This window comes from Microbacterium sp. CFBP 13617 (assembly GCF_014839445.1).
Taxonomy (GTDB): domain Bacteria; phylum Actinomycetota; class Actinomycetes; order Actinomycetales; family Microbacteriaceae; genus Microbacterium.
The window spans coordinates 660,616-686,032 of the sequence record NZ_JACYNW010000003.1 but is presented as its reverse complement, the minus strand read 5'-3'; the positions used below and the strand labels follow the sequence as shown (position 1 = coordinate 686,032).

At 70.7% G+C, this 25,417-nt stretch carries 23 protein-coding genes; 10 read left to right on the top strand and 13 right to left on the bottom strand.

The window, feature by feature from the left end:
* Positions 1-12: 12 nt before the first annotated feature.
* From IFU40_RS11630 to IFU40_RS11620, 3 genes are read right to left on the bottom strand one after another with little or no spacing between them, the layout of a single operon-like run.
* Positions 13-741 carry a GntR family transcriptional regulator gene (locus IFU40_RS11630; protein ID WP_191926415.1) on the bottom strand — a complete coding sequence of 243 codons (729 nt, stop codon included), beginning with the start codon at positions 739-741 and terminating at the stop codon, positions 13-15.
* Positions 722-1,636: a DMT family transporter gene (locus IFU40_RS11625; protein ID WP_191926414.1), complete on the bottom strand. Its 915-nt coding sequence runs from the start codon at positions 1,634-1,636 to the stop codon at positions 722-724. Before IFU40_RS11625 ends, IFU40_RS11630 begins: the two co-directional genes overlap by 20 nt.
* A gap of 29 nt (positions 1,637-1,665) precedes the next feature.
* On the bottom strand, positions 1,666-2,103 hold the full coding sequence (locus IFU40_RS11620) for a MarR family winged helix-turn-helix transcriptional regulator (RefSeq protein ID WP_191926413.1): 438 nt from the start codon (positions 2,101-2,103) through the stop codon (positions 1,666-1,668).
* Between the two features lie 54 nt (positions 2,104-2,157).
* Between IFU40_RS11620 and IFU40_RS11615 the strand changes: the two genes are divergently transcribed.
* Positions 2,158-2,526, top strand: coding sequence for a VOC family protein (locus IFU40_RS11615; protein WP_191926412.1), 369 nt, complete (start codon positions 2,158-2,160; stop codon positions 2,524-2,526).
* Between the two features lie 105 nt (positions 2,527-2,631).
* Entirely contained in the window at positions 2,632-3,570 is a 939-nt protein-coding gene (locus IFU40_RS11610; RefSeq protein ID WP_191926411.1) for a hypothetical protein, read from the top strand.
* A 42-nt stretch (positions 3,571-3,612) separates the two neighbouring features.
* Here the strand turns inward: IFU40_RS11610 and IFU40_RS11605 are convergent, their stop codons facing one another.
* On the bottom strand, positions 3,613-4,008 hold the full coding sequence (locus IFU40_RS11605; RefSeq protein ID WP_055936254.1) for a YccF domain-containing protein: 396 nt from the start codon (positions 4,006-4,008) through the stop codon (positions 3,613-3,615).
* Positions 4,009-4,151: 143 nt separating this feature from the next.
* On the opposite strand from IFU40_RS11605, the gene IFU40_RS11600 reads away from it, so the two are divergent.
* The 3 genes from IFU40_RS11600 (at position 4,152) to IFU40_RS11590 (ending at position 8,378) form a co-directional block, all read left to right on the top strand.
* A complete protein-coding gene (locus tag IFU40_RS11600) occupies positions 4,152-4,628 on the top strand; it encodes a general stress protein (protein ID WP_070408497.1) in 477 nt (158 codons plus the stop codon).
* 97 nt (positions 4,629-4,725) lie between these two features.
* On the top strand, positions 4,726-7,170 hold the full coding sequence (locus tag IFU40_RS11595; RefSeq protein WP_055834088.1) for an ATP-dependent helicase: 2,445 nt from the start codon (positions 4,726-4,728) through the stop codon (positions 7,168-7,170).
* A gap of 107 nt (positions 7,171-7,277) precedes the next feature.
* Positions 7,278-8,378, top strand: a complete 1,101-nt coding sequence (locus tag IFU40_RS11590) for an SseB family protein (RefSeq protein ID WP_191926410.1) — start codon at positions 7,278-7,280, stop codon at positions 8,376-8,378.
* A 173-nt stretch (positions 8,379-8,551) separates the two neighbouring features.
* On the opposite strand, the gene IFU40_RS11585 is transcribed toward IFU40_RS11590, so the two are convergent.
* The gene (locus IFU40_RS11585; protein ID WP_191926409.1) at positions 8,552-9,178 is read right to left on the bottom strand and encodes a DUF1684 domain-containing protein; all 627 of its coding nucleotides are present in this window, start codon (positions 9,176-9,178) and stop codon (positions 8,552-8,554) included.
* A gap of 175 nt (positions 9,179-9,353) precedes the next feature.
* On the opposite strand from IFU40_RS11585, the gene ligD reads away from it, so the two are divergent.
* The gene (gene ligD, locus IFU40_RS11580) at positions 9,354-10,385 is read left to right on the top strand and encodes a non-homologous end-joining DNA ligase (RefSeq protein ID WP_191926408.1); all 1,032 of its coding nucleotides are present in this window, start codon (positions 9,354-9,356) and stop codon (positions 10,383-10,385) included.
* A 24-nt stretch (positions 10,386-10,409) separates the two neighbouring features.
* On the opposite strand, the gene IFU40_RS11575 is transcribed toward ligD, so the two are convergent.
* Entirely contained in the window at positions 10,410-12,662 is a 2,253-nt protein-coding gene (locus tag IFU40_RS11575) for a S8 family serine peptidase (protein ID WP_191926407.1), read from the bottom strand.
* Positions 12,663-12,768: 106 nt separating this feature from the next.
* On the opposite strand from IFU40_RS11575, the gene IFU40_RS11570 reads away from it, so the two are divergent.
* On the top strand, positions 12,769-13,407 hold the full coding sequence (locus IFU40_RS11570) for a hypothetical protein (RefSeq protein WP_191926406.1): 639 nt from the start codon (positions 12,769-12,771) through the stop codon (positions 13,405-13,407).
* A 267-nt stretch (positions 13,408-13,674) separates the two neighbouring features.
* On the opposite strand, the gene IFU40_RS11565 is transcribed toward IFU40_RS11570, so the two are convergent.
* Entirely contained in the window at positions 13,675-14,040 is a 366-nt protein-coding gene (locus IFU40_RS11565) for a bleomycin resistance protein (RefSeq protein WP_191926405.1), read from the bottom strand.
* Between the two features lie 98 nt (positions 14,041-14,138).
* Here IFU40_RS11565 and IFU40_RS11560 point away from each other — a divergent pair, with 98 nt between their 5' ends.
* Together IFU40_RS11560 and IFU40_RS17220 are read left to right on the top strand one after the other, a co-directional pair.
* Positions 14,139-14,579, top strand: a complete 441-nt coding sequence (locus IFU40_RS11560) for a DUF732 domain-containing protein (RefSeq protein WP_191926404.1) — start codon at positions 14,139-14,141, stop codon at positions 14,577-14,579.
* A 193-nt stretch (positions 14,580-14,772) separates the two neighbouring features.
* Positions 14,773-16,602: a S8 family serine peptidase gene (locus IFU40_RS17220; RefSeq protein ID WP_191926403.1), complete on the top strand. Its 1,830-nt coding sequence runs from the start codon at positions 14,773-14,775 to the stop codon at positions 16,600-16,602.
* A 26-nt stretch (positions 16,603-16,628) separates the two neighbouring features.
* On the opposite strand, the gene IFU40_RS11550 is transcribed toward IFU40_RS17220, so the two are convergent.
* From IFU40_RS11550 to IFU40_RS11530, 5 genes are all read right to left on the bottom strand, one after another.
* Positions 16,629-17,672, bottom strand: a complete 1,044-nt coding sequence (locus IFU40_RS11550) for an ATP-dependent DNA ligase (RefSeq protein WP_191926402.1) — start codon at positions 17,670-17,672, stop codon at positions 16,629-16,631.
* A gap of 3 nt (positions 17,673-17,675) precedes the next feature.
* Positions 17,676-18,854, bottom strand: coding sequence for an AI-2E family transporter (locus tag IFU40_RS11545; RefSeq protein ID WP_191926401.1), 1,179 nt, complete (start codon positions 18,852-18,854; stop codon positions 17,676-17,678).
* 179 nt (positions 18,855-19,033) lie between these two features.
* Positions 19,034-20,281 carry an acyl-CoA dehydrogenase family protein gene (locus IFU40_RS11540; RefSeq protein ID WP_191926400.1) on the bottom strand — a complete coding sequence of 416 codons (1,248 nt, stop codon included), beginning with the start codon at positions 20,279-20,281 and terminating at the stop codon, positions 19,034-19,036.
* A 136-nt stretch (positions 20,282-20,417) separates the two neighbouring features.
* Positions 20,418-21,086 carry a TetR/AcrR family transcriptional regulator gene (locus tag IFU40_RS11535; RefSeq protein ID WP_055936279.1) on the bottom strand — a complete coding sequence of 223 codons (669 nt, stop codon included), beginning with the start codon at positions 21,084-21,086 and terminating at the stop codon, positions 20,418-20,420.
* A gap of 25 nt (positions 21,087-21,111) precedes the next feature.
* Positions 21,112-22,944: a S8 family serine peptidase gene (locus IFU40_RS11530; RefSeq protein ID WP_191926399.1), complete on the bottom strand. Its 1,833-nt coding sequence runs from the start codon at positions 22,942-22,944 to the stop codon at positions 21,112-21,114.
* Positions 22,945-23,188: 244 nt separating this feature from the next.
* Between IFU40_RS11530 and IFU40_RS11525 the strand changes: the two genes are divergently transcribed.
* Complete coding sequence (locus IFU40_RS11525; RefSeq protein WP_191926398.1) at positions 23,189-24,676, top strand: FAD-dependent oxidoreductase; 1,488 nt, start codon at positions 23,189-23,191, stop codon at positions 24,674-24,676.
* Positions 24,677-24,757: 81 nt separating this feature from the next.
* Here the strand turns inward: IFU40_RS11525 and IFU40_RS11520 are convergent, their stop codons facing one another.
* Positions 24,758-25,390: a LysE family translocator gene (locus tag IFU40_RS11520; protein WP_191926397.1), complete on the bottom strand. Its 633-nt coding sequence runs from the start codon at positions 25,388-25,390 to the stop codon at positions 24,758-24,760.
* Positions 25,391-25,417: the final 27 nt, after the last annotated feature.

Genomic DNA, 25,417 nt, shown 5'->3' with positions numbered 1-25,417 from the left:
CCCGGCCCCGCGTCAGCGCGTGCGCCGCCCCTCGATGATCGCCCACGTCGAGTGGTCGAGGTGCGCGCGCACGGCCCGCTCGGGCTCGTCCAGTGCCGCCCGCACGTAGGCGCGATGCTCGGCCGTCAGCGTCCCCGGCGCATACGCCGGGCGCACATGGGTGAGCAGCAGGTGCATCTCGGAGTCGAGGCGCCGGTACTCCTCGGCGATCCGCGGGCTGCCCGCGGCATCGACCAGGGCGAGGTGCACGCGGGCGTGCGCGTCGAGGGTGGCGGGCCAGTCGCCCGAGGCCTCGGCGTCGGCGAGGGCGTCGAGCGCCGCGTCGACGTCGGGAGGATGGATGCCGCGATCCCGCACGATCCGCAACGCCTCGGTCTCGAGGGCGCAGCGCAGCTGCTGCAACGCGATGAGTGCGTCGTCGTCGAGCAGCGAGACCCGCACGCCTCGATAGGGCTCGGCGGTGACGAGGCGTTCTCCGGCCAGACGGGTGAGTGCGGTGCGAGCGGTGTGACGCGAGACGCCGTGCGTCGCGCTCAGCTCCTCTTCGCGCAGAGGGGTTCCGGGGGCGAGCTCGCCCGACAGGATGCCGGAGCGCACGGCGTCGGCGACGAGGTCGGCGGCGCGGGGGCCGGGGGAGTCCGCGATGGCGCGGCCGGGTGCCGCCGAGGTGCGGGTGTACCGCCCGGCACCACCGCGTCCAGCCGCGGCGCGCGCGGAGGCGTCACGCGCGGGCCGTGGCATCCGGGACCTCCTCGCGACGACGTGACGGAACGGACACCACGGCGAGGCCCACCGCGATGAGTGCGAGGCCGACGGCTCCCATCGGGGTGAGCTGCTCGTGCAGCACGAACAGCCCGAGCAGTGTCGCCGCGAGGGGCTCGGCGAGCGTGAGGGTCGAGACCGTGACGGCGGTCAGCCGGGCGAGCCCCCAGCCGAACAGCAGGTAGGCGATCGTCGTCGTGATCACTCCGAGCCAGAGCGCGAGCGCGAGGCCGTTGGGAGTGAGCAGCCAAGAGGACCCGGCTACCAGCAGCACCGGCAGGCTCGCCACCGCGGCGACACCGAAGACCGTGCCCATAACGCGGGTGGAGTCCCACCCCCTCTCGATCAGCGCCTTTCCGCACACCGTATAGAGGGCATACGACATTCCTGCGCCCGCCGAGGCGAGGAGACCGCTCGGAGCGAGCGCGATCGAGCCGCCGGTGACTCCCGACACCAGCACGACACCGGCGAGGGCGATGGCGGTGGCGAGCATCCAGCGCGGCGAGGGGGCGCGACGCAGGCGCACGGCATCCACGATTCCGGTTGCGATCGGCGCGGAACCCAGCGCGACGACCGTGCCGATGGCCACGCCGTTCTCTCGCGTGCCGAGGAAGAAGAGGGGTTGGTAGGCGAGCACGCCGATTGCGGCGAGGGCGACGAGGGTGGCCGTCTTGGTCGACGACGCCGTGGGTGCTTGCTGCGCCTCGGGTGATCGGCGGCGCAGCAGTGCCAGCAGGCCCAGAATGCCGCCGCCCACGACGATCCGCGCGGCACCGACCGCGAGGGGAGAGGCGTCGACGCCCGCGAGCGCTTGCGCGGTGCCCGTGGTCGAGAAGCACAGGGCCGCGGCGAGGACCGCGAGAGCGGGAAGCATGCACAGATTGTTACACAATCTGCGCGGATCTACCTGCGCAGCGCGTGCACCATCGAACGCAGCGCGTGCAGGGCGGCGGCCCGCTCGGCGTCGGACATTCCGCTGAGCATGCGACGTTCCACCGAGCGCACGGCGGCGCTCGCCGCCTCGAGGGAACGGAGGCCGCGCGCGGTGAGACGCGTGGGCAGTGCCTTGCCGACGGGAGCGGCGTCCGGGCGCTCGACGATGCCGTCGCGCTCCAGTGCCTGGAGCAGCACGTTCATCGACTGCCGCGTGACGAATGCCCCGCGGGCGAGGTCGGAGTTCGACAACCCCGGACGCTGGGCGAGGAGCTCGAGGCAGGAGTAGTGCGTGATCGTCATGCCGAGGGGGCGCAGGACGTCCTCCATCGCGGAGCGCAGCGCGCTCGCCGCCTCTTTGAGCAGGTACCCCAGCGAGGTATCCAGATCGATGCGCTCTTGCGTCATGTCAGTATTCTGACATACAGTCGATGTCAGATAACTGACACACGAGGAGATTCCATGCCCGTCACCGGCCCCGACTTCCTTTCCCTGCAGGTGCGCGATCTCGACGCCTCGCACGCGTTCTACGCGCGGTACCTCGGACTCGAACGCTCACCCGCGGGCCCCCCGCACGCCGTGGTCTTCACCACGACGCCGATCGCCTTCGCCCTGCGCGACCTCGCGCCGGGGACGGACCTGAGCGGTGTCGCGCAGCCCGGGATCGGCGCGGCCGTCTGGCTGCACGCCACCGATGTGCAGCAGATCCACGACGCACTCGTCGCCGACGGTCACCGCATCGTCATGGACCCCATCGACGGACCCTTCGGCCGCACGTTCACTTTCGCCGATCCCGACGGATACCACGTCACTCTGCACGACCGGGCCTGACCGTCGGTCCGCCCGGCCGCGCTCGCGTGCCGCGGTCGCGAGGGGCGGCCCGGGTGGCCCGCCTTCGCGGTCGGAGCGCGCGGGTGTGCCCGCTAACGTAGGTGCATGGCGACGACGACGGGGCGAGGCGTTCTGGCGCTGAGCACCGCCGGCGGACTCCTCGTGCTCGGCCTCATCCTCTCGTTCGTGGTCGATCCCTTCACCCGCGCTCCCGTCGTCGTGGACGCGACGACCGAATGGTTCGGCCGCGGTCTGCTGCTGCTCGGGGTCGTCTGGGTCGTCATCGGCATGGTCGCCGCCCGCACCAGCCTGGTGCGCCGCCCCGGCGCGGCCGCCGCGCGTGCGACCTGGATCGCGTCGACGCGACCCTGGCGGGCCCGCGAGTCCAGCCTCGGACTGCTGCCGCTCGACCGGTGGTTGATGATCCTCATTCCGGGCGGCCTGCTCGTGGCGACCCGCATCGTGCAGACGCCCCGCGACGGCCTGTGGGGCGCGGCCGTGGCCATCGCCAGCTGGCTCGTCTTCGCGATCGTCGTGCGGCTGCTGCTCGGCAAGCGCTCGCCGTGGCCCATCATCGCGGCCGTCGGCGGCGCGCTCGTGCTTCGCTGCGTCGTCGCCCTGACGGCGGTGGCGCTGTCGGGCTCCGAGGGCATCTGGTCGGCGTTGTGGACCATCCCCGCGGTGCGGGTGCTCTACCTGACGGGGGCGTTCGCCCTGCTCGCCTGGGTGTTCGTCGCCGCCGGATGGTCGCTCCGCCCCCAACTCGGACGCCGTCGCGCGACCGGTATCGCCCTGGCCGGCATGGGCGTGGGGTGCGCGGTCCCCGCGGTCACGGTGGCGTTCATGGGAGCCGGCGCTGCGCTGCGGTCGTGGAACGAGCAGGTGGGCGTGCTTCCCTGGGACCTCGCGCGCTTCGCCGGCGCGCGGGACGGAGCCTTCCCGGTCGAGCTCGTCATCGCCACCGCGGTGATCGGGGCGGTCGTCACGCTCGTCGGCATCCTGCTCGCCCTTCCCCGACGGGTGTACGAGCGCACCGCACGCTGACGCGCCGGGGTGAGCCGCCGTGCGCGCCGGCCCACGCGCGGATCACCGGTCGAACGGACCCCCGCGACGGAGCTCGCGCACCTCTTTGCCGAGGGGCATGAGCGAGACCGGCACGAGCTTGAAGTTGGCGATCCCGAGCGGGATGCCGATGATCGTGACGCAGAGCAGCAGGCCGGTGACGACGTGCTCCAGCGCCAGCCACCACCCGGCGAGGATGACCCATACGACGTTGCCCAGGAACGAGCCCACACCGGCGGTGGGCTTGGAGACGATCTCGCGGCCGAACGGCCACAGCGCGTACAGGCCGATCCGGAACGCCGCGATGCCCCATGGGATCGTGACGATGAAGATGCACAGCACGATCCCCGCGGCGAAGTAGCCCAGGAAGAGCCAGAAGCCCGAGAGCACGAGCCAGAGGACGTTGAGGATGAGGCGCATGTCCCCATCATGACCGGCCGGGCTGTGTGGCATCCGGGGTTTGACAGCCCCGGGCCTATCCAGGGGCAGGACGACGCGCAAGCGCCCCGCCCGTCGAGAGGCGGAGGGCTAGCGTGAGGCCCATCCGAGGGAGAGGAACCCCCATGACCGACGTCACCCGCGCCACCCCCGAGCGCCGCACACTCTCGAGCTTCAGCGACTACACCGGAGCGCAGGCGGCCGTCGACCGCCTCTCCGACGCCGGCTTCCCCGTCGAGCACACCGCGATCGTCGGGCACGGCGTGCGCATCGTCGAGCAGGTGACCGGCCGCCTGACCCGCGGACGCGCGGCGGGTCTGGGCGCAGCCTCCGGTGCCTGGTTCGGTCTGATGATCGGCGTGCTGCTGGGGCTGCTCACCCCCGGAGGATTCCTCGGCCTGCTGGTCTGGGGCCTCGTTCTCGGCGCCGTGTGGGGCGCGGTGTTCGGCTTCGCCGGTCACGCGTTCACCGGCGGCCGCCGCGATTTCTCGTCGGTGCAGGGACTCGAAGCCGAGCGGTGGGACGTGACGGTGGATGCCGAGCACTACTCGCGCGCGCAGTCGCTGCTGTCGTCGGGGGCGGCGGGCGAGGCGCGAGCGTAACGTTTCGCCGGGGCGGGGGGGGGCTCGCGACATCGCGGGAGCCCCGCTGCCGGCGCGGAGGGCCGATGTCGGAGGCCCCGCCTAGACTTGACCCGCCATGACCGACGCCTCCACCACGCCCCTCATCGTCGGCGGGTCCGCGCCGTCGGACGCCCGCCCCGACGCCGACCTGCTCGAGGGACTCAACGGTCCCCAGCGCGATGCCGTCACCTACCGGGGTCAGGCGCTGCTCATCGTCGCCGGCGCCGGATCGGGCAAGACCAGCGTGCTCACCCGGCGCATCGCCTCGTTGCTGCGCACGCGCGAGGCGTATCCGAGTCAGATCCTCGCCATCACGTTCACGAACAAGGCCGCGGGTGAGATGCGCGAGCGCGTGCACCAGCTCATCGGGCAGAAGTCCGACGGCATGTGGATCTCGACGTTCCACTCGGCGTGCGTGCGCATCCTCCGGCGCGAGGCCGAGCAGTTCGGCTTCACCAAGGCGTTCACCATCTACGACTCGGGCGACTCGCGCGCTCTCATCAAGCGACTGGTCAAAGAGCACGAGGGCGACTCGTTCGGCCTGACTCCCGCCGGTACGCAGAGCCGTATCTCGAAGCTCAAGAACGAGCTCGCCGACGCCGAGTCGTACGCCCGCTCGGCCAACATGAGCGACCCGGCCGAGCGCGTCTTCGTCGAGATCTTCGGCTCGTACCAGCGCGAACTGCAGCGGTCCAACGCCTTCGACTTCGACGACCTCATCGCGCAGACGGTCTACCTCTTCCGCGCCTTCCCGCAGGTCGCCGACGTGTACCGCAAGCGGTTCCGGCACATCCTGGTCGACGAGTACCAAGACACCAACCACGCGCAGTACGCCCTCATTCACGAACTGACGCGGCCCCCGGGATCCGACGCCGAGCCGATGTCGGCCGGCGGCGGAATGATGATCTTCGAGGCCGAACCCGTCGGCGAAGATGCGGCGTCCCTCACCGTCGTCGGTGACTCCGATCAGTCGATCTACGCCTTCCGCGGCGCCGACATCCGCAACATCAGCGAGTTCGAGCGCGACTACCCGGGCGCCAAGGTGGTGTTGCTCGAGCAGAACTACCGCTCGACGCAGAACATCCTGTCGGCGGCCAACGCGGTCATCTCGAACAACTTCGACCGCAAAGAGAAGAAACTCTGGACCGACGTCGGCGCGGGCGACCCCATCATCGGCTTCACCGGGTACTCGCAGCACGACGAGGCGCAGTTCGTCGCCGACGAGATCGAATCCCTGCACAAGAAGGGCGTCGACTACTCCGGTGTCGCGGTGTTCTACCGCACCAACTCGCAGTCGCGTGCGCTGGAAGAGATCTTCATCCGCTCGGCCGTGCCGTACAAGATCATGGGCGGCACCAAGTTCTACGAGCGCGCCGAGATCAAGGACGCCCTCGCGTACCTCGTCGCCGTCGCCAACCCCGCCGACGGCATGGCCGTGCGCCGAATCCTCAACCGTCCGCGCCGCGGCATCGGAGATGTCACCGAGACCGCGATCGCCCGCTATGCCGCCGAGCACGGCATCACCTTCCGCGATGCGCTGGCCAACTCGGCGCAGATCGGCGTCGGACCCAAGCTGCAGAAGGCCATCGACCAGCTCGATGCGGTGCTCACCGAGGCCACGGCGATCATGCTGCCGGCATCGGGAGAGCTCGCCCCCTCTACGTCGGTCACCGAGGGACTCACGCTGCTCCTCAACAAGAGCGGCTACTTCGACGCCCTGCGCGCCAGCCGCGACCCGCAAGACGAAGCGCGCCTCGAGAACCTCGACGAGCTCGTCGCGGTGACGCGCGAGTTCGCCCGCAACAACCCCGAGGGCACGATCATCGACTTCCTCACCGAGGTCACTCTGGTGGCGGATGCCGATGACCTCGACGACGCGTCGGGCTCGGTCTCGCTCATGACCCTGCACACCGCGAAGGGCCTCGAGTACGACGCGGTGTTCCTCACCGGCGTCGAAGAAGACCTGTTGCCGCACCGCATCTCGGCCAACGAGCCGGGCGGTCCGCAAGAGGAACGCCGCCTCTTCTACGTCGGCATCACCCGCGCCCGCAAGCGCCTGCACGTCTCGCTCGCGATGACCCGCGCCCAGTTCGGCGAGGTCACCGTGGCCATGCCGAGCCGGTTCCTGCAAGAGATCCCGGCCGACCTCATCGACTGGCGTCAGTCGCCGGGCGACGTCAACGGTCGAGGTGGCTCGCAGTCGCGCGCGCTCAACGCCCGCGGCGGCCGATGGGCCGGTCAGGGCGGCTCGGGCGGCAACCGCTACGGCGACGACCTCGTACCGCTGCCCAAGCGTGCGCCGGCCGACCCGAGCAAGTTCCCCAACCGCATTCCGGCGAAGGTGCGCGACAACGGCGACCTGGTGCTGGCCGCGGGAGATCGCATCCGTCACGACGACTTCGGCGAGGGGCGTGTCGACGCCGTCACCGGCGAGGGTGCGAAGCGCGTGGCGCACGTGCGCTTCGACACGGTGGGACCGAAGAAGCTGCTGGTGAAGATCGCGCCGATCGCGAAGGTGTGAACCGGCGCGGCGTCGGACCACGCCGCGCCATCTCAGACCACCACGGGGCGAGGTCGCGGTCGGGCCGGCCGGGCCCGCGACAGGGACCGCCCGGATAGGCTGGAACAATGGCCCTCTTCTCGCGCCGCAACAAGTCCGATTCCGACGACGCATCGGCCGACCGGCCCGACAGCACCATCGAACCGGGCGAGCAGCCCGTCGACCCCGCCGGTCCGAGCGACGCCACCCCCGCCGCAGAGCAGGCCCCCGCCGCCCAGCAGGCCCCCGCCGCCCCCACGGTCGGCATTTCGATGTCGTCGTTCCGTGGTGTGGGTGCCGGTCCCGAAAACCCCTCGGCGCCTCCCCTCTCGGCGCGGCCGTCCGCCCGCCAGCCCGGACCGATGGAAGCCCCCGAGGCTCCCGAGACGGTGCAGGGTCTGCGCGACAACGCTCTGCTGGGGATCGCCCTCGCCGAGATCAAGGACCAGCCCGAGCCCGCGCAGCTGCTCAACGTCGCCCGTCAGCTCCTGCAGGGGCATGTCTTCCTGCGGGTGAAGGGTGACGCGCGTGCCCTGCTCGCCGAGGGCAAAGACCTTCCGCTGGCCGTCGCCAACCGCGGCGACGAGCAGCTCGTGCTCGCCTACAGCGGCGGCATGGCCCTGCGCGCGAGCGTCGAGGCCGACGGCGACCACGACACCTCGGCGATGGGCCAGCCCGTGATGGCGCTGCTGCAGCACGTGCTCGGCGGCTCGTACGCCGGCATCGTGCTCGACCCCGCCTCGGGCGACAACCGCGCCGTGCTGCCCAAGGCGCTGCTCGAGCGCATGGTCGCCGAGGTTGACCCCGAACTGCGGATCAAGACGGCCCTGTGCGAGACGCGCGATGAGACCACGGCATCCACCATCGTCGACGCCATGGTGGCCGAGGCGCCGATGTGGATCGCCGTCGCCCAGACCGAAGAGGGCGGACCCGTCGGTGTCGCCGAGTCGCGTTCGGCCGGTGGCGAGCGCTATCTCGAGGTGTTCACGCACCCGCTCGAGCTGCTCGCACTCGGCCGCGGCGACCAGCCCCTGCCGGTCAAGCCGCTGCAGTTGGCGAAGGCCCTCGCCGGCGACGCGGAGCTCACCGGCGTGCTGATCGACCCGGCCGGCCCCTGGATCCGCCTCACGCGCGACGAGCTCGCTCCCGTGATCGCCCTGGCGGCGGAAGACGCCGCGCCGACCTCCTGATCTCTCGACCACGGCGGGCCGCTTCCTTTTCGGAGGCGGCCCGTCGTCGTTGCTGTCGGGGTTCCCTGGTGCAGTGGACCGCCTATCGCTTCAGCGGCGCCGGGCTCTGGCATCCATCTCCCCGCGATGGCCGAGCGACCGTGCACGGCCACCGGGCAACGCGCCTGCGCGGCTCAGACCCCGTACAGCTCGCCCACCGGCACGGCGACCGGGAGCACGTTGCCCGCCGGGGCCAGAGGACAGGCCCACATCGGGTCGTAGGCGCACGAGGGGTTGTACGCGAAGTTGAAGTCGATGACGAGGCTGTCGGGCGCGGCGCCTTGGCCGAGGTCGGCGCCCTTGACGGTGTCGAGCAGGTAGCGACCGCCGCCGTACGTTCCGCCCGGGCGCCCGGCGGAGCCGTCGCGGACGGGGATGAACAGCCCTCCGGCGTACGAGGTCAGTCGCCACACGTCGAGAGAGCCGGTGTCGGGCAGCTCGACGCGGCCGATGCGCTCGAACTCGACCTCGCCGTCGGTGCCGGTGGTGGCGACGAACGACGCCTCATCGGCGTCGAGCAGCGGAACCTCGAACCGCCAGGCGGCGTCGTACGGGGCGATCGGCAGGCCGACGAAGCCCTCGCGCTGCTCCGGTAGCAGGGGAGTGGCGGGGTGATCGGCCAACAGCGCGTCGCGCTCGATGCGCCAGAGCTCGTGCGCCTCTTCGGGATCCTCGGCTTGCCGCACGGCGTCGTACAGAGCGAACACGCGGCGGCGCCAGTCGGCGATGTCGAGGGCCTTACGGGCGGCGGCGGAAGTCATGATCCGAGCGTAAACCGAGACCGGATGCCGAGACCCCGGGCTGGACACGGGCCCGCGAGCCGCGTGAGGCGGCACGAATTGTCGCTCGACCATCTCGGTAAGCGACAACTTCTGGCGGCTCACGCGGAGCGCAACGGGGGAGACGCCGACGGCTCCGGCGCACTAACGTCGGGGCATGGCATCCCCCCGCATCACGCTGACCGTGCCGGGTCCCGAGGGCGACCGCGAGATCGGCATCTCGAACCCCGATCGCGTGCTCTGGCCCGAGGTGGGCATCACCAAGCGGGAACTCGCCGAGTACCTCATCGCCGTCGCCGACCCCTTCATCGCGGCGAACGGGCATCGGCCGGTGTCGCTCGAACGCTTTCCCGAGGGCGTCGGGGGCGAGGCGTTCTTCTCGAAGAACCCGCCCAAGGGGGCGCCGGCGTTCGTCGAGGCCGTGACGGTGACCTACAACAGTGGGCGGCGGCATCCGCAGCTCTTCCTCGGTGAGATCGGCTCGGCCGTGTGGGCGGCGCAGATGAACACGATCGTGTTCCACCCGTGGGCCTCGCTCGCGAGCGACGCCGACCATCCCGTCGAACTGCGCATCGACCTCGACCCGCAGCCGGGCACGGGGATCGCCGAAGCGGTCACCGCGGCGCACGAATTGCGCACGGTGCTGCGCGAGGCGGGGCTCGAGGCGTGGATCAAGACGAGCGGCAACCGTGGTCTGCACGTGTTCTGCCCGATCGAGCCCACCCACGAGTTCCTCGACGTGCGACACGCGGTCATCGCCGCGGCCCGGGAACTCGAGCGACGGATGCCGGATGCCGTGACCACGAGCTGGTGGAAAGAGGAGCGCGGCCAGCGCATCTTCGTCGACTTCAACCAGGCGAACCGCGACCGCACGATGGCCGGCGCCTACTCGCCCCGCGCTCTGCCGACGGCCACCGTGTCCACGCCGGTCGAGTGGGACGAGCTCGACGGGCTCGACCCGCTCGCGTTCACCGTGCGCAGCATCCCCGAGCGGTTGGCATCCGTCGGCGATCCGTGGGCCGGGTTCGCCGAGAAGCCCGGGCGCATCGACACGCTTCTGGAGTGGTGGCAGCGCGACCTCGACGACGGCCTCGGCGAACTGCCCTTCCCGCCGGAGTTCCCCAAGATGCCGGGGGAGCCGCCGCGCGTGCAGCCGTCTCGTGCGAAGAGTCCCGCGTCGGACGGCTGAGCGACCCGACCGACGCGAGGGGCGTCACAGACGGGGACGGCCCGTGCGGCCGCGACGCAGGAGAACCACCCCGAGTCCGCCGACGACGAGCAGCGCGCCGAGAACGCCGCCGGTGAGGGCGCCGTCTGCCGACGTGCCGGTGCGTCCGAGTTCGCGTGTTCCCCCGGCGTCGTTCGGCACGGGAACGGCCGTCGACGTGGGCTGGGGGAGGGGCGTGTCGGTGGGTGTCGGCACAGGTGTCGGTGTCGGTACCGGTGTCGGGGGGACGGGCGTCGGGGGAACCGGGGTGGGAGTGGGAGTCGGCGCGGGGAGCACGGAAAGGAACCCCGCGGCATCCACGAGACCGGATCCCGTCACGTCTTTGCGCTCGACACCCGGAAAGATGAACGGAACTTCTCGAGAGGTCGAGGTGAGGGCCGCGGTCACCTGAGCGGGGGTGAGGTCGGGGTTCTTCTGCAGCCCCAGGGCCGCGACTGCCGCGGCGGACGGAGCCGCCGCTGAGGTACCGGTGAAGGAGTAGGTTCCCGGCTCGTCCGGCACCGGAGTGCCGAAGAAGTTGGTCCAGACACCATCGAGGCCCGTCAGGGTGGGCGCCCCGGCGATCGGCTGCGGCAGGGCCTTCGTGCTGGGGAAGGGCTCGAAGTACAGGGTCAGCGGCCCGGTGCCGCTGAAAAGCTCGATGACGGAGGGGTCGGCGGCGTTGGCCGCCACCACGCTGACGCCCGACGGCGTGCCCGCGTGCCCGTAGATGGAGGGGCCGACGATGTCTCCCCCCGTGTTCTCGAAGTACTCGGCGCCGCGAAGGTAGCTTCCGGTGAAGATGGCCTTCACACGCGGAAGAGATGCCGGGATGCCGTCGGTGGTGTTGCGAACGACGACGAAGTCGTATTCGCCCCCGGAGCGGAGGTCGCCCTGATCGGGTTCGAAAGCCAGCGTCTGCAGGGGCAGTCCGAGAGGCTGCGACGGAGTGATGCGAAGGATCTTCCCGTCGGAATCGAGCACGGCTGCCATCAACTGGGTGTCGGACGCCCTGATGGCCTGCGCCCACTGCAGCATGATGGTCGCCGACGGGTTCGCCTGGTTATGCAGGTTCGGGTACGTCAGGGTGTCGGTCGGGTCTGCCTGTTCGGAGGGGCTGAAGTCGAGGCAGTCCCCGGTCATCTCATTGTCGCGAAGGTAGGCCGCCACGGACGGGGGGCAGTCTGTGGGACGGTACTCAGGTGTCTCCCACGACGAGATGACGTGACCGGTACTCGGTCCCACACTGGCGAACGACGTGTCATTGCCGGCGGCGGTGAAGAAGGGGATGCCGTCGGCGACGGCGTCTGAGAGGGCGTTCGAGGCCGGGCCGTCTTGGAACATCAGTTCGCCCGAGTACCCGAGGTCATCGACGATGACGTCGGCGCCTGCGTGTGTCAACGCGTCCACGGCGTCGACGAACCCCGCCTGCCCACCGGATCCGCTGGCGAACAGAAGGGTCGACCCCGGCGCGATGCTGTGCACGAGCTGGGCCATGGCACGCCCCTCGTCGGATCCGGCCTGACGGCTCTCTTTGACGACCTGCACCGGCTGTGCGTAACCGCACGGGTTGCTGTCACCGGGAAGGAGCCCGGCGGCGATGTCCTGTTCCGGCGTGCTCAGGGGGTCTGTCCGTGTCGCGTAGGAGTCCGAGATGATCCCGATCTTCACCCCCGTGCCGTCGACGCCGTAAAGCTCGCGCGCGAAGGGAACGTTCAGGGGCTCGGCCAGGTTGGCTTCGATGGTGCGGCAGGAGTCGGTCGGACGCGCGGCCGAGGTCGTTTCTGCTCGGGCGCCCACGATGTCGCGGCTCACCCCCGATGTCGTCGGGGCGATGTTCTCGAGGACATAGGCGATGTTCGGAAGGGCGGCGACCGTCGCCAGCGCTGCGGCCGGGATCGTCGCGTCGACGACGAGGTACTTCGCCGCCACGTCGTCGACGGTGCCGAGCTCGCGGATGGCAGCGAGATCGCCGTCGGTGGGCGGTGTCGTGTAATAGATCGTCACGGCGATACCGCCGGGGGAGACCTGCAGACTCGCCGGCCCGCCGTCGACGGTGCCGAGGGTCACCGACTGCTCGTCGATCTGCCGCGATGCTTCTGCGGGGTCGTCCGACAGGTCGAGCTGAGTGACCTGCAGCAGGCGTCCCGAGAGCGTGTCGGACCCATCGTCGTCCGGTCCCGGTGCCGCCGATGCCGCGGTACCTGCGAGAAGGGTGGTGACCAGCGAGCCAGTGATCACGGCGCCGACAACGGTCATTCTGCCCAGACGGTGCACGCTTATCCCCCAAGAGCCAGCGGCCCCGAGCAGAGCCGGGCTCACAATAGCAGCCCCCGATTTCGCGGCCAGAAGCTACGCTCCTGTCGTGATCATCGCTCCCGATCGAGACCCGCGTGGAGTCGTCCTGTTCGCCCCGGGTGCCGGTGGAGACCCCGCTCGTTACGGGGCGCTCATCACCGCAGCGAGGGATGCCGGGTTCATCGTCGCCGCCCCCGTGCATGAACGCTTCGACGTCAGGACCGTGACAGATGGCCAGGTTCGAGAACGCGCGATCAGCCTCGCCGAAGTGCTGAGGGAAACCGGCCGCGAGGATGTGCCCGTCGTCGCCACCGGGCACTCGGTAGGAGGATGGGCCGCACTCTGCCTGGCCGGAGCGCAACCGTGGAGCAGAGACGGGCATCGCCTCTCGGTGCCCGTCGAAGCTCGCGTCTCGAAGGTGATCGCGTTAGCCCCCACGCTCGGCTGGTTTCGCGCGCCGGGTGCGCTCGATCGACTCCGTGTTCCGGTCGTCGTCATGACGGGAGCGGCAGACAGGGTGACGCCTCCGTCAACCGTGGATGTCCTGCGCGCTGCCCCCGCCACCATCAGCGTGCGAACCTACCCCGGTGTCGGCCATCTCGATTTCCTCACTTCGCTGCCTCCGAACGTGTCACCGACACCCGGCCTCGACCACCATGCGTTCCTGGCGACGCTTACTCAGGATTTCGTACGAGAACTCGCATAGCTGCGGCCCCGACCGGTCGGTCTCTCCTCGCGCGGGCGGAACGAGTGGACGACCGAGGTGGGCAGCCCGGGGGCGACGCTCCGTCGTGCTCGACACCGAGGGCAGGAAGACCACCCCTCAGTCCAGCACGTCGCCCAGGTCGTACTTGCAGCTCGCATCACAGACGAATGAGGTCACATCGACGCTCCGCGTGACCGGAGAGGATTGCCTCATTCCCGGAGGAGTCGACAACCACGCGGCCGGCAACACCCAGGGCGCGGAACAGCGCTAAGCGATGTTCTCGATGAGATGCAGCTGCGTCCCATCGGGGTCGATGAGAAATCCGGCTCGTTGCCCCCAGGGCTGCACCTGCACGGGAAGCAGCCGCGGACGCCCCGAGGTCCCCTCGGCCACGCCGGCCTCTGTGATTTGCCGGTACAGCTCGTCAACGTCATCGACGCGGACGCTGCACATGAAGGAACTCTTCTCGGGCACGAGATCGGGAAACGGGAAGAACTCCAATTGGAGTTCCCCACGGCAGAGAATCAGCCAGCCATCATCCCGATGAGCCAGTCCGAATCCGAACGGTTCATAGAACGCGATCGTCTCATCGAAGTCACGAGACGGCAGATTCGGCACCGCGCGGTCGGTCATGCCGGAAGCCTACTGGCACCCCGAAGGAACGACTCAGACACGTGTCAGGGGGCGAGGAAGGTGGGTCGACCGGAATGCCACCTCGCTAATCTCTGGATATGAACCGTTACGCAGGCGTCCTCGCGGTCGCGGCCAGCATCGTGCTTCTCAGCGGGTGCACGAGCACCAGCACACAAGAGACGACCGTGGACTCCACCACCCCCGGTCAGACGGCATCCTCGACGCCGATAACCGGAGGCACCATCACGAACGGCGACTCCACCATCGAACTCGGCGACTCCACCGCCGAGATCACCCACAGCGATGTCACGCCGGGCCCCGAGACGTTCGTCGCGCAGGTGCGCAACCAGCTCGGGCAGGAGGCCACCGTCGCCAAAGCCTCGGACGAGGCTCTCGTCACGGCCGGGCAGTCGGTGTGCACCCAGATCGAGAACGGCGTCGCCGACGACGATGTGAAGGTCACCGTCGACGGGACGAAGCTCTCGTTCGGCCCCTCCGTGGCGATGACGGTTCTGGCTCAGACCTTCCTCTGCGCGTAGCCCTCACCGGGTCGATGGGCTCACGGTCGGCTCACGATACGTCTCGTGCGCCGTCGCCGCGCCGCCGTGCGGATACGCACTCAGCGTTCTGCCATGCTGAACGCAATCGTTCCGATCCGGCCCGCATCGCACCACTGATCGGAGACGGCCGAACGCGAATCCTGGGGAGGATGCCGTGCGCACGAAGGCGCCTGTGACCGTGGTGACGACGATGGCTGCGGTGGCGGTGATGGTCTTCGCCGGGGTTCCCGCGGCGGCGTCCGCGGCGCCGACGAGTTGTCGAACGGTACCCGTCGACGCGGACCCGATCCTTCATTCCGACGCGGCGCGCAGTGAGTTCGGCGTGGACGGGTCGGGGGTGAAGGTGGGGATCATCTCCAACTCCTTCTCGACACTGCCCTCGCCGGAGTACAGCTCCGTCGACGACAACATCGCCGACGGCCTGCTGCCCGGCCCCGGCAACCCGTGCGGGTACACCACCCCCGTGCAGATCGTGGTGGCCGACCCGCCCGGCATCCAAGACGACGAGGGCCGCTCGATGGCGCAACTCGTGCACGGGATCGCCCCCGGTGCGGAACTGTTCTGGGCCAGCGCGGGGCCGCAGCTCGGTGAGATGGGCACGGCGATCACGGAGCTGCAGAAGGCGGGGGTCGACGTCATCGTGGACGACGTCATTTTGCCCGGGGAGCCGTTCTTCCAGGAGTCAACGATCACCCAGCAGATCGCCGCGGTGCGCGCGGCGGGCATCACCTACCTCTCGGCGGCGGGGAACGACACGGCCCTGGCGCGAACGCCTCGCCCGAAGCAGGACGTCACGCCCATCGGCGGCTGGCGGACCGAGCAGTACCGCCCCGTCGCGTGCGACCTCGACGCGAAGGATCCCGACCAGAAGTCCGTTCTGGATGCCATCACGAGCGACGCCCTCCGCCAGGATGCCGTGTCGTTCGACTGCCTCGACTTCGATCCCGGCGAGGCCGTCGACGTCGTCTCGAACATCACGACGCTGCCCGCGGTCGTGGCAGTCAGCGACAAAGAAGCCCGGCTGCCGATCGTTTTCCAGTGGGCGGAGCCTTTCGGTGGACCGGAGGGGACCGGGACGGCCAAGGCACGTTTCGAGATGTTCGTCACCTTCGCGGGGCAGGGCACGCAGGTGATCGAGACACTGATCCCGGACTCGCCGCTGCGCTCCTCGTCCCCGACGGTAGACATCACGAACCTTCTCGACCCGACCGACCTCACCGCCGACGAGCTCGACATGGACATCACGATCGTGCGGTATCTCGACGGCACGCCCGAGTCCGACCTCGCGCCGGCGCTCGGCTACATCGTCCCCACTGACGGCCTGCAGTGGGCCGTATCGGCGGAGTATTGGCGATCAGAGGGCCCGGACGAGGTCGGCCGGTCCATCGTCGGGCACAACGGTGCCCCGGCGGCGATCACGGTGGCGGCGACCGGTGCCACCACCGACGAACGCCTCGAGATGTTCAGCTCCATCGGACCCGTCCGATACTTCCTCGGGCCCGAGGACGATGCGACGGGAACGGCCGAACGTCTCGCCGAACCCCGGAAGATCGTGAAGCCCACCATCCTCTCGGTCGACGGATCACAGCAGACGGTGTACCCGCAGGGCCCCGAGACCGCCCCCGGCGTCTGGCGGTTCTACGGAACCTCGTCGGCGACCCCGGTGGCGGGAGGAGTCGTGGCGCTCGCTCTGCAGCTGGATCCCGACCTCACGCCCGACGAGGTGGAGACCCTGCTGACCGAGACGGCCTCGCCGGTGGCGTCGCCCTACGTCTCGATCGCCGACGACGACTCGGTTGGCGCGGGCATCATCGACGCGCGCGCACTTCTCACCCGGGTGGCGGAGGGGCTGCCGCCCCTTCCCGCGGGAGCGCCGCCGGTTCGCATGCTCCCCGTGACGGGAGCGGCGTCCGTCGAGACAGCGTGGGGAGCGGGAGTGCTCGGGATCGGGCTACTCGCGGTCGGAGCCGCCGTCGTGGTCGGTCGTCGGCAGCGGGTCTGACGCAGCGCACGACCGTGCGCCACCCCTTAGTCCAGCACGTCGCCCAGGTCGTACGACGTCACCGTCTCGAGCTGCGCGAAGGTGCACGAGCGGGCGTCGCGGTCGGGGCGCCACCGGTCGAACTGCACGGTGTGGCGAAAGCGCATGCCCTCGAGCTGGTCATAGCGCACCTCGAGCACGCGCTCGGGGCGCAGGCGCACGAACGACACGTCTTTGGATGCCGAGAAGCGCGAACGGTCGGTCTCTCCGACGACCGCTTCGCCCTCGGCGTCGCGCTCGACGAGCGGCGTGAGCTCGTCGATGAGTTCGCGGCGGCGGGCGTCGGTCCACGCCGATACCCCGCCGACGCCGTGCAGGGTGCCCTCGTCGTCGTAGAGGCCGACGAGCAGTGACCCGACGCCCTCGCCAGACTTGTGGATGCGGTACCCGAGCGCCACGACGTCGGCGGTGCGGGCGTGCTTGATCTTGAACATCGTGCGCTTGTTCGGCGCGTACGGCTGGGCGAGGGGCTTGGCGATCACGCCGTCGAGGCCGGCGCCCTCGAACTCGGCGAGCCACCGGCGCGCGAGGTCGGGGTCGTCGGTCGTGCGGGTGACGTGAACGGGGTGCGGCACGGCGCCGAGCAGGTTCTCGAGCTGGGCGCGGCGTTCCGAGAAGGGCTCGGCTTGCAGGTCACGGTCGCCGCGCGCGAGCAGGTCGAACGCGATGAACATCGCCGGCGTCTCGTGCGACAGCATCGTCACGCGCGACGCGGCGGGGTGGATGCGCTGCGACAGGGCCTCCCAGTCGAGTCGCTGCTCACCGCGCTGCCCGCGGGCCACCACGACCTCACCGTCGATCAGGCACGGCTCCGGCAGGATCTCGGCGAACGCGGCGACCAGCTCGGGGAAGTAGCGGGTGAGGGGCTTCGCTCCGCGGCTGCCGATCTCGACATCGGTGCCGTCCCACGACACGAGCGCGCGAAAGCCGTCCCACTTGGGTTCATAGCTGAACCCTCCCTCGACCTTGGCGTGCTCGGGCACCGCGGGAACGGACTTCGCCAGCATCGGTGCCGGGATGTCGTAGGCCATGGCTCAGCCTTTGCTCTCGCCCCCGGCGAGCGGCACGGGGTTCTTGCGCTTCTTGCGGCGCGCCCACTCGGCGGGCGCATCGGTGCCGTTCCAGACGCTGACGATGCCCCAGACCACGGCGGTGAGGGGAACGGCCAGCAGGGTGCCGAGGATGCCGCCGATCGCGGTGCCGCCGGCGAGCACCACCAGCACGACGAAGGAGTGCAGCTTCATGGTGCGGCCCATGAGCACCGGCTGCAGGAAGTTGCCCTCGAGCTGGTTGACGAGCACGACGACGCCGACGACGATCAGCGCCACGATGGGGCCGTTCGTGACGAGGGCGACGAGAGCCGCGAGGATGCCGGCGGTGACCGCACCGACGATGGGGATGAACGCGAGCAGGAAGACAAGCACCGCGAGGGGCAGCGCGAGCGGCACCTGCAGGATGAGCAGACCGATGTAGATGCCGATCGCATCGACGGCGGCGACCGAGGCGGTGCCGCGCATGTACGACCCGAGCACGGTCACCGTCTTGTCGCCGATGCGGCGGGCACGGTCGTAGTGGTCGCCGCGGAATGGACGCAGGACGAACTCCCACATGCGCGGGCCGTCTTTGAGGAAGAAGAACAGGATGACGACCATGAGCACGAAGCCGGTGACGAACGACGCCACGGCGCTGACCCCCGCCAGGGCGCCGCTGCCGAACTGCGAGCTGGTGACGAAGTCCTGAACGCCCTGGATGAGGCCGTTGACCTGGTCCTGCGAGATCGCGAAGGGCAGCGTGTGGTACCAGTCCTGTGCCTGCTGGAAGCCCTGCACGGCTTGCGAACTGAGCTTCGGCCACTGGTCGACGACGGCGTTGACGACCAGCCAGCCGAGGGCGCCCAGCACGACGACGACGGCGAGCAGCGTGAGGAGGGTCGCCAGGACCGCCGGCACTCCCTTGCGCCTCATCCACATCGTCACCGGGCCGAATGCCGAGGCGAAGATGAGCGCGAGGATCAGCGGGATGATGACGAGCGTCACCTGCTGGATGCCCCAGATGAGACCGGCGACGAGGATGACCACGACGATGATCTGCAGCGCACGGACGGCGAGGCGCCCGAACCCGTCGGCCCAGAGGCTCTTGGGAGGCGTCTGGACCGCCTGGGCGACGGAGGTGATCGCGTCGCGCGGCGCGGGATGACGAGAGAACAGGCCCATGCTCACAAGGTAGCGGGGGCCTCCGACATGGCAGGCGCGGGTTGCGCGGTGTCGTGGCGCCGGATAGGGCCGCGGGGATGCCGGAAGCCGGGGCGTTCCGCGGGCCCCCGGGCGGTCGCCGAGGGCCGGTGACCGCAGCCCCGACGCCGAGGAGGGCGCCGGGGCCGTGGCATCCGGGATCAGACGAACGCGCTCATCCCGGTGATGTCGCGACCGAGCAGGAGGGCTTGGACGCTCTCGGTGCCCTCGTACGTGTGGATCGCCTCGATGTCGGCCAGGTGCTGCATGACGCCGTTCTCGAGCAGGATGCCATTGCCGCCGAGCAGGTCGCGGGCGACCGAGGCGACCCGACGGGCGGCGCGGGTGTTGTGGTACTTCGCCAGCGACGCCTGCGTCGGGCGCAGGCCGCCGGTGGTCTCGAGGTCGGCCAGGCGGCGGCAGTAGAGCTGCATGGCGGTGACCTCGTCGAGCATCTGCGCCAGGCGTTCCTGCACCATCTGGAACTTCGCGAGGGGCTTGCCGAACTGCATGCGCTCCGTGGCATACGTCCGTGCGATCTCGTAACAGGCGGTGGCGTGACCCAGCGCCGACCAGGCGACGCCCGAGCGGGTCGCGAAGAGCACGATCGATGCGTCCTTGAACGTGTGCGTGCCCGGGAGCACGGCATCCTCGGGTAGGCGGACGTCTTCGAGCGCGATGTGGGCCTGATGGATGCCGCGGAGCGACACCTTTCCGGTGATGACCGTTCCGGTGTACCCCGGGGTGTCCTGCTCGACGAGGAAGCAGCGCACGGCCCCGTGATCGTCGCCGCCCTCGTTCTCGACCCGCGCCCACACGAACGTGATGCCGCCCGATGCACCGTTGCCGATCCACTTCTTCGTGCCGCGGAGCGACCATCCCTCGGCCGAGCGGGTGGCGGTGGTCTCGAGCGAGACGGAGTCGGACCCGTGGTCGGGCTCGGTCAGCGCGAAGGCGCCCAGCACCGACCCGTCGGCGAGGGGCTGCAGCCAGCGCTGCTGCTGCTCGGGGGAGCCGAAGAGCGCCAGGGTGCGCAGAGCGAGTCCGCCCTGCACGGCGAGGGCGGTGGCCAGCGACCCGTCGTGCCGCGAGATCTCCATGTTGACCAGGCCCGCGGCCAGGGGAGAGGTCGCGGGAAGGTCGGGGTGCTCGATGCCGTCGGTGAAGAGTTCGAGTTCGCCCATGCGGCGGACGAGCTCGACGGGGTAGGTCGCGGCATCCCATTCGCCCTGCATGCGCGTGCCGACCTCGTCGGCGAACTGCTTCGCGCGCTCCCACGCGGCGCGGTCGGCCTCGGGGATGTCGGCGAAGACGGCGTAGTAATCGGTGTCGCGGCGCCCGAGCAGGTCATAGTGGGCGATCCGCTCACCGGGGAGCGTGGGGGTCTCGGCATCGGCATCGATGGTCATGGTTCCCAGTATCGCTCATCTTGGGACCGGGTGTCATGGTCTGCGGGCAGAGCGTTGAGTGTCCCCGACACGCCGCACACCCCGTGCGGGAGCGGCGTGTTCGGGACACTCGACGAGGTGGTTGCGACGCCCGCGCTCAGTCCTCGAGCGACGCGCGCAGGCGGCGCGACATCTCGGCGGTGGGCATGCGCCGGGGGAAGGCGGCGACGATCACGTCGTCGCCGGCCGGGTCTTCGCCGTCGGGATGCACGCCGTATCGACGCAGCACGTCGTCGAGCGCGCGGCGCAGAGTGGATGCCGGAACCCGGGCGCCGCGCATGAGTCGACGCAGCACGTGGTTGTGCACGGCGGTGACGAGGGCGGCGAAGCCGACGGCATCCAGCGGATCGAGGCCGGGGAGGGCGTCGCGCAGGTACTCGTCGAAGAGGCGCTCGTACCGGAAGACGGTGACGATCTCGCGGTCGCGCAGCCCCGGGATCTCGCGCACGATCGCATAGCGACGGCGGGCCAGCTCGGGGTCGGCGGCGAAGTGGCGGAACACGCGCATCGACGCGTCGCAGACGGCCGCCCACGGGTCGGCGTGCGGCTGGGCGAGGTACGCGCGGGTCTCGCCGATCAGCACTTCGTGGTCGGCGAAGACGACGTCTTCTTTGCCGCCGAACTGGCGGAAGAACGTCGAGCGCGAGACCCCGGCGGCCTGGGCGATCTGCTCCACCGACGTCTGGTCGTACCCGTGCGCGGCGAACAGGTCGATCGCGGCCGCCACGACCGCCGTGCGGCTCGAGGGGGCAGGGGTGTCGCTCACACGGGAAGCCTAACCGGGGCGCCGCTCACCGCCGCCGCGCGCGCGAACGCACCACCAGCAGGATCACGCCGCCGATCACGACCACCCCCGCAGCGATCGCCAGGGGTGCGAGGGCGGTGGCATCCATTCCCGTCGACGCGAGGCGACCCCCATCGGGAGCGGCGGCCGGGGCCGGAGACGCGCTGGGCGAGGCGATCGGGCCCGCCGTCGCCGTCGGCGAAGGCGTCGGCGTGGGTTCCGGCGTCGGCGTCGGGTCCGGCGTCGGTGTCGGTTCGGGGGTGGGGCCGGGGCGGGGAGGCAGGGCGGCCAGCGCCGCTTCGGCGTCGATCAGGCCGGCGCCCACGATGTTCTCGGCGGGGACCGAATCCCAGGGGGAGGGAGCGCGGGTCGCCGTCGAGGTGAGCAGGGCGCGGATCTGCTCCTGGTCGGTGTCGGGGGCCAGGGAGCGGATCAGCGCGGCGACGGCGGCGGCGTTGGGGGCGGCCGCCGACGTGCCCGAGAAGATCTTGACGCCGGGTTCGTCGGTGTCGGCGCCGAGCACCGAGGTGCGGACCCCGTCGACCGAGAGCAGATCGGGCTTCGACACCACCGGGCGAGGGTCGATCACCGCCGACGGATCGGCCGCGAAGCGCGAGCCGAACGCCCAGGTGACCGGTCCGATGCTGCTGAAGTCCTCGACCTGCAGCGGAGTGGCGGCGGGAGCTGCGGCGACCGAGATCGCGGCCGGATCGCCGTTGTGGCCCATGATCGTGCGGCCCACGGTGTCGTCGCCGCGCGAGCGCCAGTACTCGGCGGATCCGACCTGCACGCTCTGGTCGAACGAGACGAAGACCGGCGGCAGGGGCAGTGAGGTCGCGGCATCCGGGATCGCGAGGCGCGCGACGGTGATGTCGATCTCGAACGGCTTGTCGCGGGCGGGCAGGGCGACGGTGAAGCCGGGGGTGGCGTCCTGCAGTGGTGTGAGGGCGGTCGACAAGGGCTCTCCGTCGATCATGACGACGGGCACGAAGAGGCCGCTCACCCGGTCAGCCGGCTCGCCCCACTGGAAGATCACCTCGCCGTCGTTCTGCACGCCGATCACGTAGTTCAGGGTCGTGTCGGTGCCCTCTGCGGGGTCGACGTCGAGGCAGTCGAGGGGAGCGGTGCGTCCCTGCGCGAGAACCGCCGTGGTCACCCCGTCGGGGCAGGCGGCCGGCCGGTACGCGGTCGTCTCCCAGCCGTTGACCGGTCCCTTCGACTGACCCGGCCGTGGGGCGACGGAGATCTTGTTGCCGTTGCCCGCGGCCGTGAAGTAGGCGACGCCGGCCGCGGTTGCGCGCACGATCGCCTCGCCCGAGAGGGAGCGCTGGAAGATCGAGTCGTCTTCCATGCCGATGTCGTCGACGATGACGTCCGCGCCCGCGGCGACCAACAGGTCGATGGATTCGCGCAATGAGGCCGCGCGATCGGCATCCACTCCCGCGAACATCAGCGTCGCGCCCGGGGCGATGCCGTGCACGAGCTGCAGCATCGCGCGTCCCTCGTCCTTGCCCCCGGTCGTCTCGCGGACGACGTCGACGGGGGTGGTGCGCCCGCAGGGGTTGCCGGGGCCCGGCAGCAGACCGTGGGCGATGTCGTCGGCCACGGTGGCACCTTCGGCGGAGGCCAGGCCGAACGAATCCGAGAGCACGCCGACGGTGACCCCCGTGCCGTCGACGCCGAAGCGCTCCCGCGCGAGGTCGGCCTTGAGCGGCGCGTCGGCGTCGACCGGGATCGACCGGCAGGAATCCGCCGCCTCGGCCGGAACCGCCCACGCAGCGGGGGCGATACCGGCGGTGACGAGGATGAAAGCGAGGGCGAAGCCCACTGAGGTCCGCACGCGAACGACTCCCAGGGTCGGTGACGCCGTCGACTGGTCAGCTCGGCGGTGGCTCAGGGAGCCGACGAGCTTCATCCTAGGGGCCGTACTCAGCGCAATCACAGCCTTCGCGGACCCATCCACGTAGACGACGGGACCGGCGTCGGCAACCCGCTGCGCGGACGCCGGACCCATCCACGTAGACGACGGGACCGGCGTCGGCAACCCGCTGCGCGGAGGCCGTCACCGAGAGTTCGATGGGACCATGACCTCCCCGCTGTGGACCCGAGACCGCACGCCCGCCGACACGACCTCGATCGAGCCCGGGACGCACCACGACGTGATCGTCGTCGGCGCCGGGATCACGGGCCTCTCCACCGCCGTGCTGCTCGCGGAAGCCGGCGTCGACGTCGCCGTGGTGGACTCCGGCGACGTGGGCGGGGGCGCGACCGGGGCGTCGGTCGGAATGGCGTCGCTGCTGCAGGGCACGACGCTCGCGACCCTGCGCCAGCACCACCCCGCGAGTCTCGTGCGCGCCTACGTCGAGTCCAACCGCGCGGGCCAGGAGTGGCTCGCCGAGCGGGTGGGTGCTGCGGCCGACCGGCGGACGGCGTTCACCTTCGGCCGCGGTCTCGCCACCGACACCGCGCTCGACGCCGTCCGCGATGCCGCGCGCGAGGCGGGCCTCGACGTGCGCGAGGACGCCCCCGACGAGCTCGGCGGGCGCACTCCCGTGCGCGCCCTCGCCCTGGATGACCAGCTCGCCCTCGACCCCGTGCAGCTCGTCGATTCGCTGGCCCGCGCGGCCGTCGACGCCGGGGCGGCGCTGCACACCGGGGCGCGCGTCACCGACGTGCACGCGCTCCCCACCGGACGCGTCGACACCGTTCACGGTCCGCTCCTCGGTGACACCGTCGTGCTCGCCACGGGCACGCCCATCACCCGCCGCGGGTTGTACGACTTCAAGACGCGGGCGCTGCGCTCGTGGGCGATCGCCTTCGAGATGGAGGGGGATGCCGCGGCCCCCGGCGGCATGTGGAGCGAGGTCGGCGTCGACGGGCGCAGCGTCGTGGCGGCACCGTCGTCGCTCGGGCGTTCCGCGCTCATCGTCACCGGGGCACGGCATCCGGTCGGCTCAGCGCGGTCGGAGGTCGCGCTCGCCGAAGAACTGGCCGCCTGGGCTCGGCGCACCCTGCCGGTGGGGGCCGAGATCGCCCGCTGGTCGGGTCAGGACTACCAGTCGCACAACCTCGTACCGTTCGTCGGGGGGATGCCGCGCGGCCTCGGCCGCCTGCGTTTCGCCACCGGATACGCGGGATGGGGTCTCACGAACGCCCCCGCCGCGGCGATGCGGTTGAGCGACGAGATCCGCGGTGTCTCGCGCGGCGATCGGCCGCACTGGATGCGCACGATCGGCACGCGCATGACGGTGCCCGCCGACCTCGGTCGGGGGATCGGCGAGGCGACCCGGCGCGTCGGCGTGGTGGCGGGGGCCCTGACCTCGGCCGTCTCGGCCCCGGCGAAGCGCCCCGCCGAAGGGGCCGGGGTGGTGGCGCGCCGGGGCCTTCGCACGGCGGCGGTGTCGACCGTCGAGGGGCGCACCCGCGCGGTCGTCGCCCCGGTTCCGCTCACCTGGAACGACGCCGAGCGGTCGTGGGACAGCCCCGTCGACGGCTCGCGCTTCGCGCCCGACGGGACGCGGCTCGAGGGCGCGGCCTCGGCGGATCTCGACGTGCGGGGTGCGGTGGGCTGAGGTCGCGGGCGCCGCGCACACCGGCGCTGCACGCGAGACGCCGCGGCTTCGCCGGCGCTGACGGAGGAACTGTGCGGCGCCTCAGCTCTTCGCACCGGTGAAGGCGAGGGCACCGCCCAGGCCGACCATCATGACGCCACCCGTCGCCGAGAGCGTCGAAATGCGCTGCGGCGAGCGGGCGAACCACGCGCGCGCGGTGCCGGCGGCCAGGGCCCAGGCGCTGTCGCACGTGAGCGCGAGCACCTGGAAGACCAGGCCGAGCAACAGCAGCTGCAGCCACACGGCACCGGCCTGCGGGGCGACGAACTGCGGCAGCACGGCGACGAAGAAGGCAATGGTCTTGGGGTTCGTGATCCCCACGACGAAGCCCTGGCGCAGCAGCATCCACGACGAAGCGGGGGCGCGGGACGCACCGGCGACGTGGTCGCGGCGGTGACGGATGGCCTGGATGCCGAGCCACACGAGATAGATCGCCCCGACGACCTTGAGCACGGTGAAGGCGACCACCGACGACGCCACAATTGCTCCGACCCCGAACGACACGGCGAGCACCGCGGGCACCGTGCCGAGGGCGTTGCCGACGACGCTGAGCACGCCCGCCCGACGACCCAGGGCGATCGAGCGGCCGATGACGAACAGCACGCTCGGGCCGGGGATGACGATGATCACGACCGACGCGGCGACGAAGGCCACGAGGTTCTCGAGCGGAGGCATGAGTGAAGGGTAGTGCGGCTGCGTTAC

What these genes read in the sequence shown, in the direction of transcription:
- IFU40_RS11525 (WP_191926398.1), top strand. Translation starts at nt 23,189, where the DNA reads ATGACCTCCCCGCTGTGGACCCGAGACCGCACGCCCGCCGACACGACC.
- IFU40_RS11565 (WP_191926405.1), bottom strand. Translation starts at nt 14,040, where the DNA reads ATGACCGACCGCGCGGTGCCGAATCTGCCGTCTCGTGACTTCGATGAG.
- IFU40_RS11575 (WP_191926407.1), bottom strand. Translation starts at nt 12,662, where the DNA reads ATGACCGTTGTCGGCGCCGTGATCACTGGCTCGCTGGTCACCACCCTT.
- IFU40_RS11620 (WP_191926413.1), bottom strand. Translation starts at nt 2,103, where the DNA reads ATGACGCAAGAGCGCATCGATCTGGATACCTCGCTGGGGTACCTGCTC.
- IFU40_RS11595 (WP_055834088.1), top strand. Translation starts at nt 4,726, where the DNA reads ATGACCGACGCCTCCACCACGCCCCTCATCGTCGGCGGGTCCGCGCCG.
- IFU40_RS11545 (WP_191926401.1), bottom strand. Translation starts at nt 18,854, where the DNA reads ATGGGCCTGTTCTCTCGTCATCCCGCGCCGCGCGACGCGATCACCTCC.
- IFU40_RS11540 (WP_191926400.1), bottom strand. Translation starts at nt 20,281, where the DNA reads ATGACCATCGATGCCGATGCCGAGACCCCCACGCTCCCCGGTGAGCGG.
- IFU40_RS11615 (WP_191926412.1), top strand. Translation starts at nt 2,158, where the DNA reads ATGCCCGTCACCGGCCCCGACTTCCTTTCCCTGCAGGTGCGCGATCTC.
- IFU40_RS11610 (WP_191926411.1), top strand. Translation starts at nt 2,632, where the DNA reads ATGGCGACGACGACGGGGCGAGGCGTTCTGGCGCTGAGCACCGCCGGC.
- ligD (WP_191926408.1), top strand. Translation starts at nt 9,354, where the DNA reads ATGGCATCCCCCCGCATCACGCTGACCGTGCCGGGTCCCGAGGGCGAC.
- IFU40_RS11625 (WP_191926414.1), bottom strand. Translation starts at nt 1,636, where the DNA reads ATGCTTCCCGCTCTCGCGGTCCTCGCCGCGGCCCTGTGCTTCTCGACC.
- IFU40_RS11585 (WP_191926409.1), bottom strand. Translation starts at nt 9,178, where the DNA reads ATGACTTCCGCCGCCGCCCGTAAGGCCCTCGACATCGCCGACTGGCGC.
- IFU40_RS11520 (WP_191926397.1), bottom strand. Translation starts at nt 25,390, where the DNA reads ATGCCTCCGCTCGAGAACCTCGTGGCCTTCGTCGCCGCGTCGGTCGTG.
- IFU40_RS11605 (WP_055936254.1), bottom strand. Translation starts at nt 4,008, where the DNA reads ATGCGCCTCATCCTCAACGTCCTCTGGCTCGTGCTCTCGGGCTTCTGG.
- IFU40_RS11560 (WP_191926404.1), top strand. Translation starts at nt 14,139, where the DNA reads ATGAACCGTTACGCAGGCGTCCTCGCGGTCGCGGCCAGCATCGTGCTT.
- IFU40_RS11590 (WP_191926410.1), top strand. Translation starts at nt 7,278, where the DNA reads ATGGCCCTCTTCTCGCGCCGCAACAAGTCCGATTCCGACGACGCATCG.
- IFU40_RS11600 (WP_070408497.1), top strand. Translation starts at nt 4,152, where the DNA reads ATGACCGACGTCACCCGCGCCACCCCCGAGCGCCGCACACTCTCGAGC.
- IFU40_RS11630 (WP_191926415.1), bottom strand. Translation starts at nt 741, where the DNA reads ATGCCACGGCCCGCGCGTGACGCCTCCGCGCGCGCCGCGGCTGGACGC.
- IFU40_RS11550 (WP_191926402.1), bottom strand. Translation starts at nt 17,672, where the DNA reads ATGGCCTACGACATCCCGGCACCGATGCTGGCGAAGTCCGTTCCCGCG.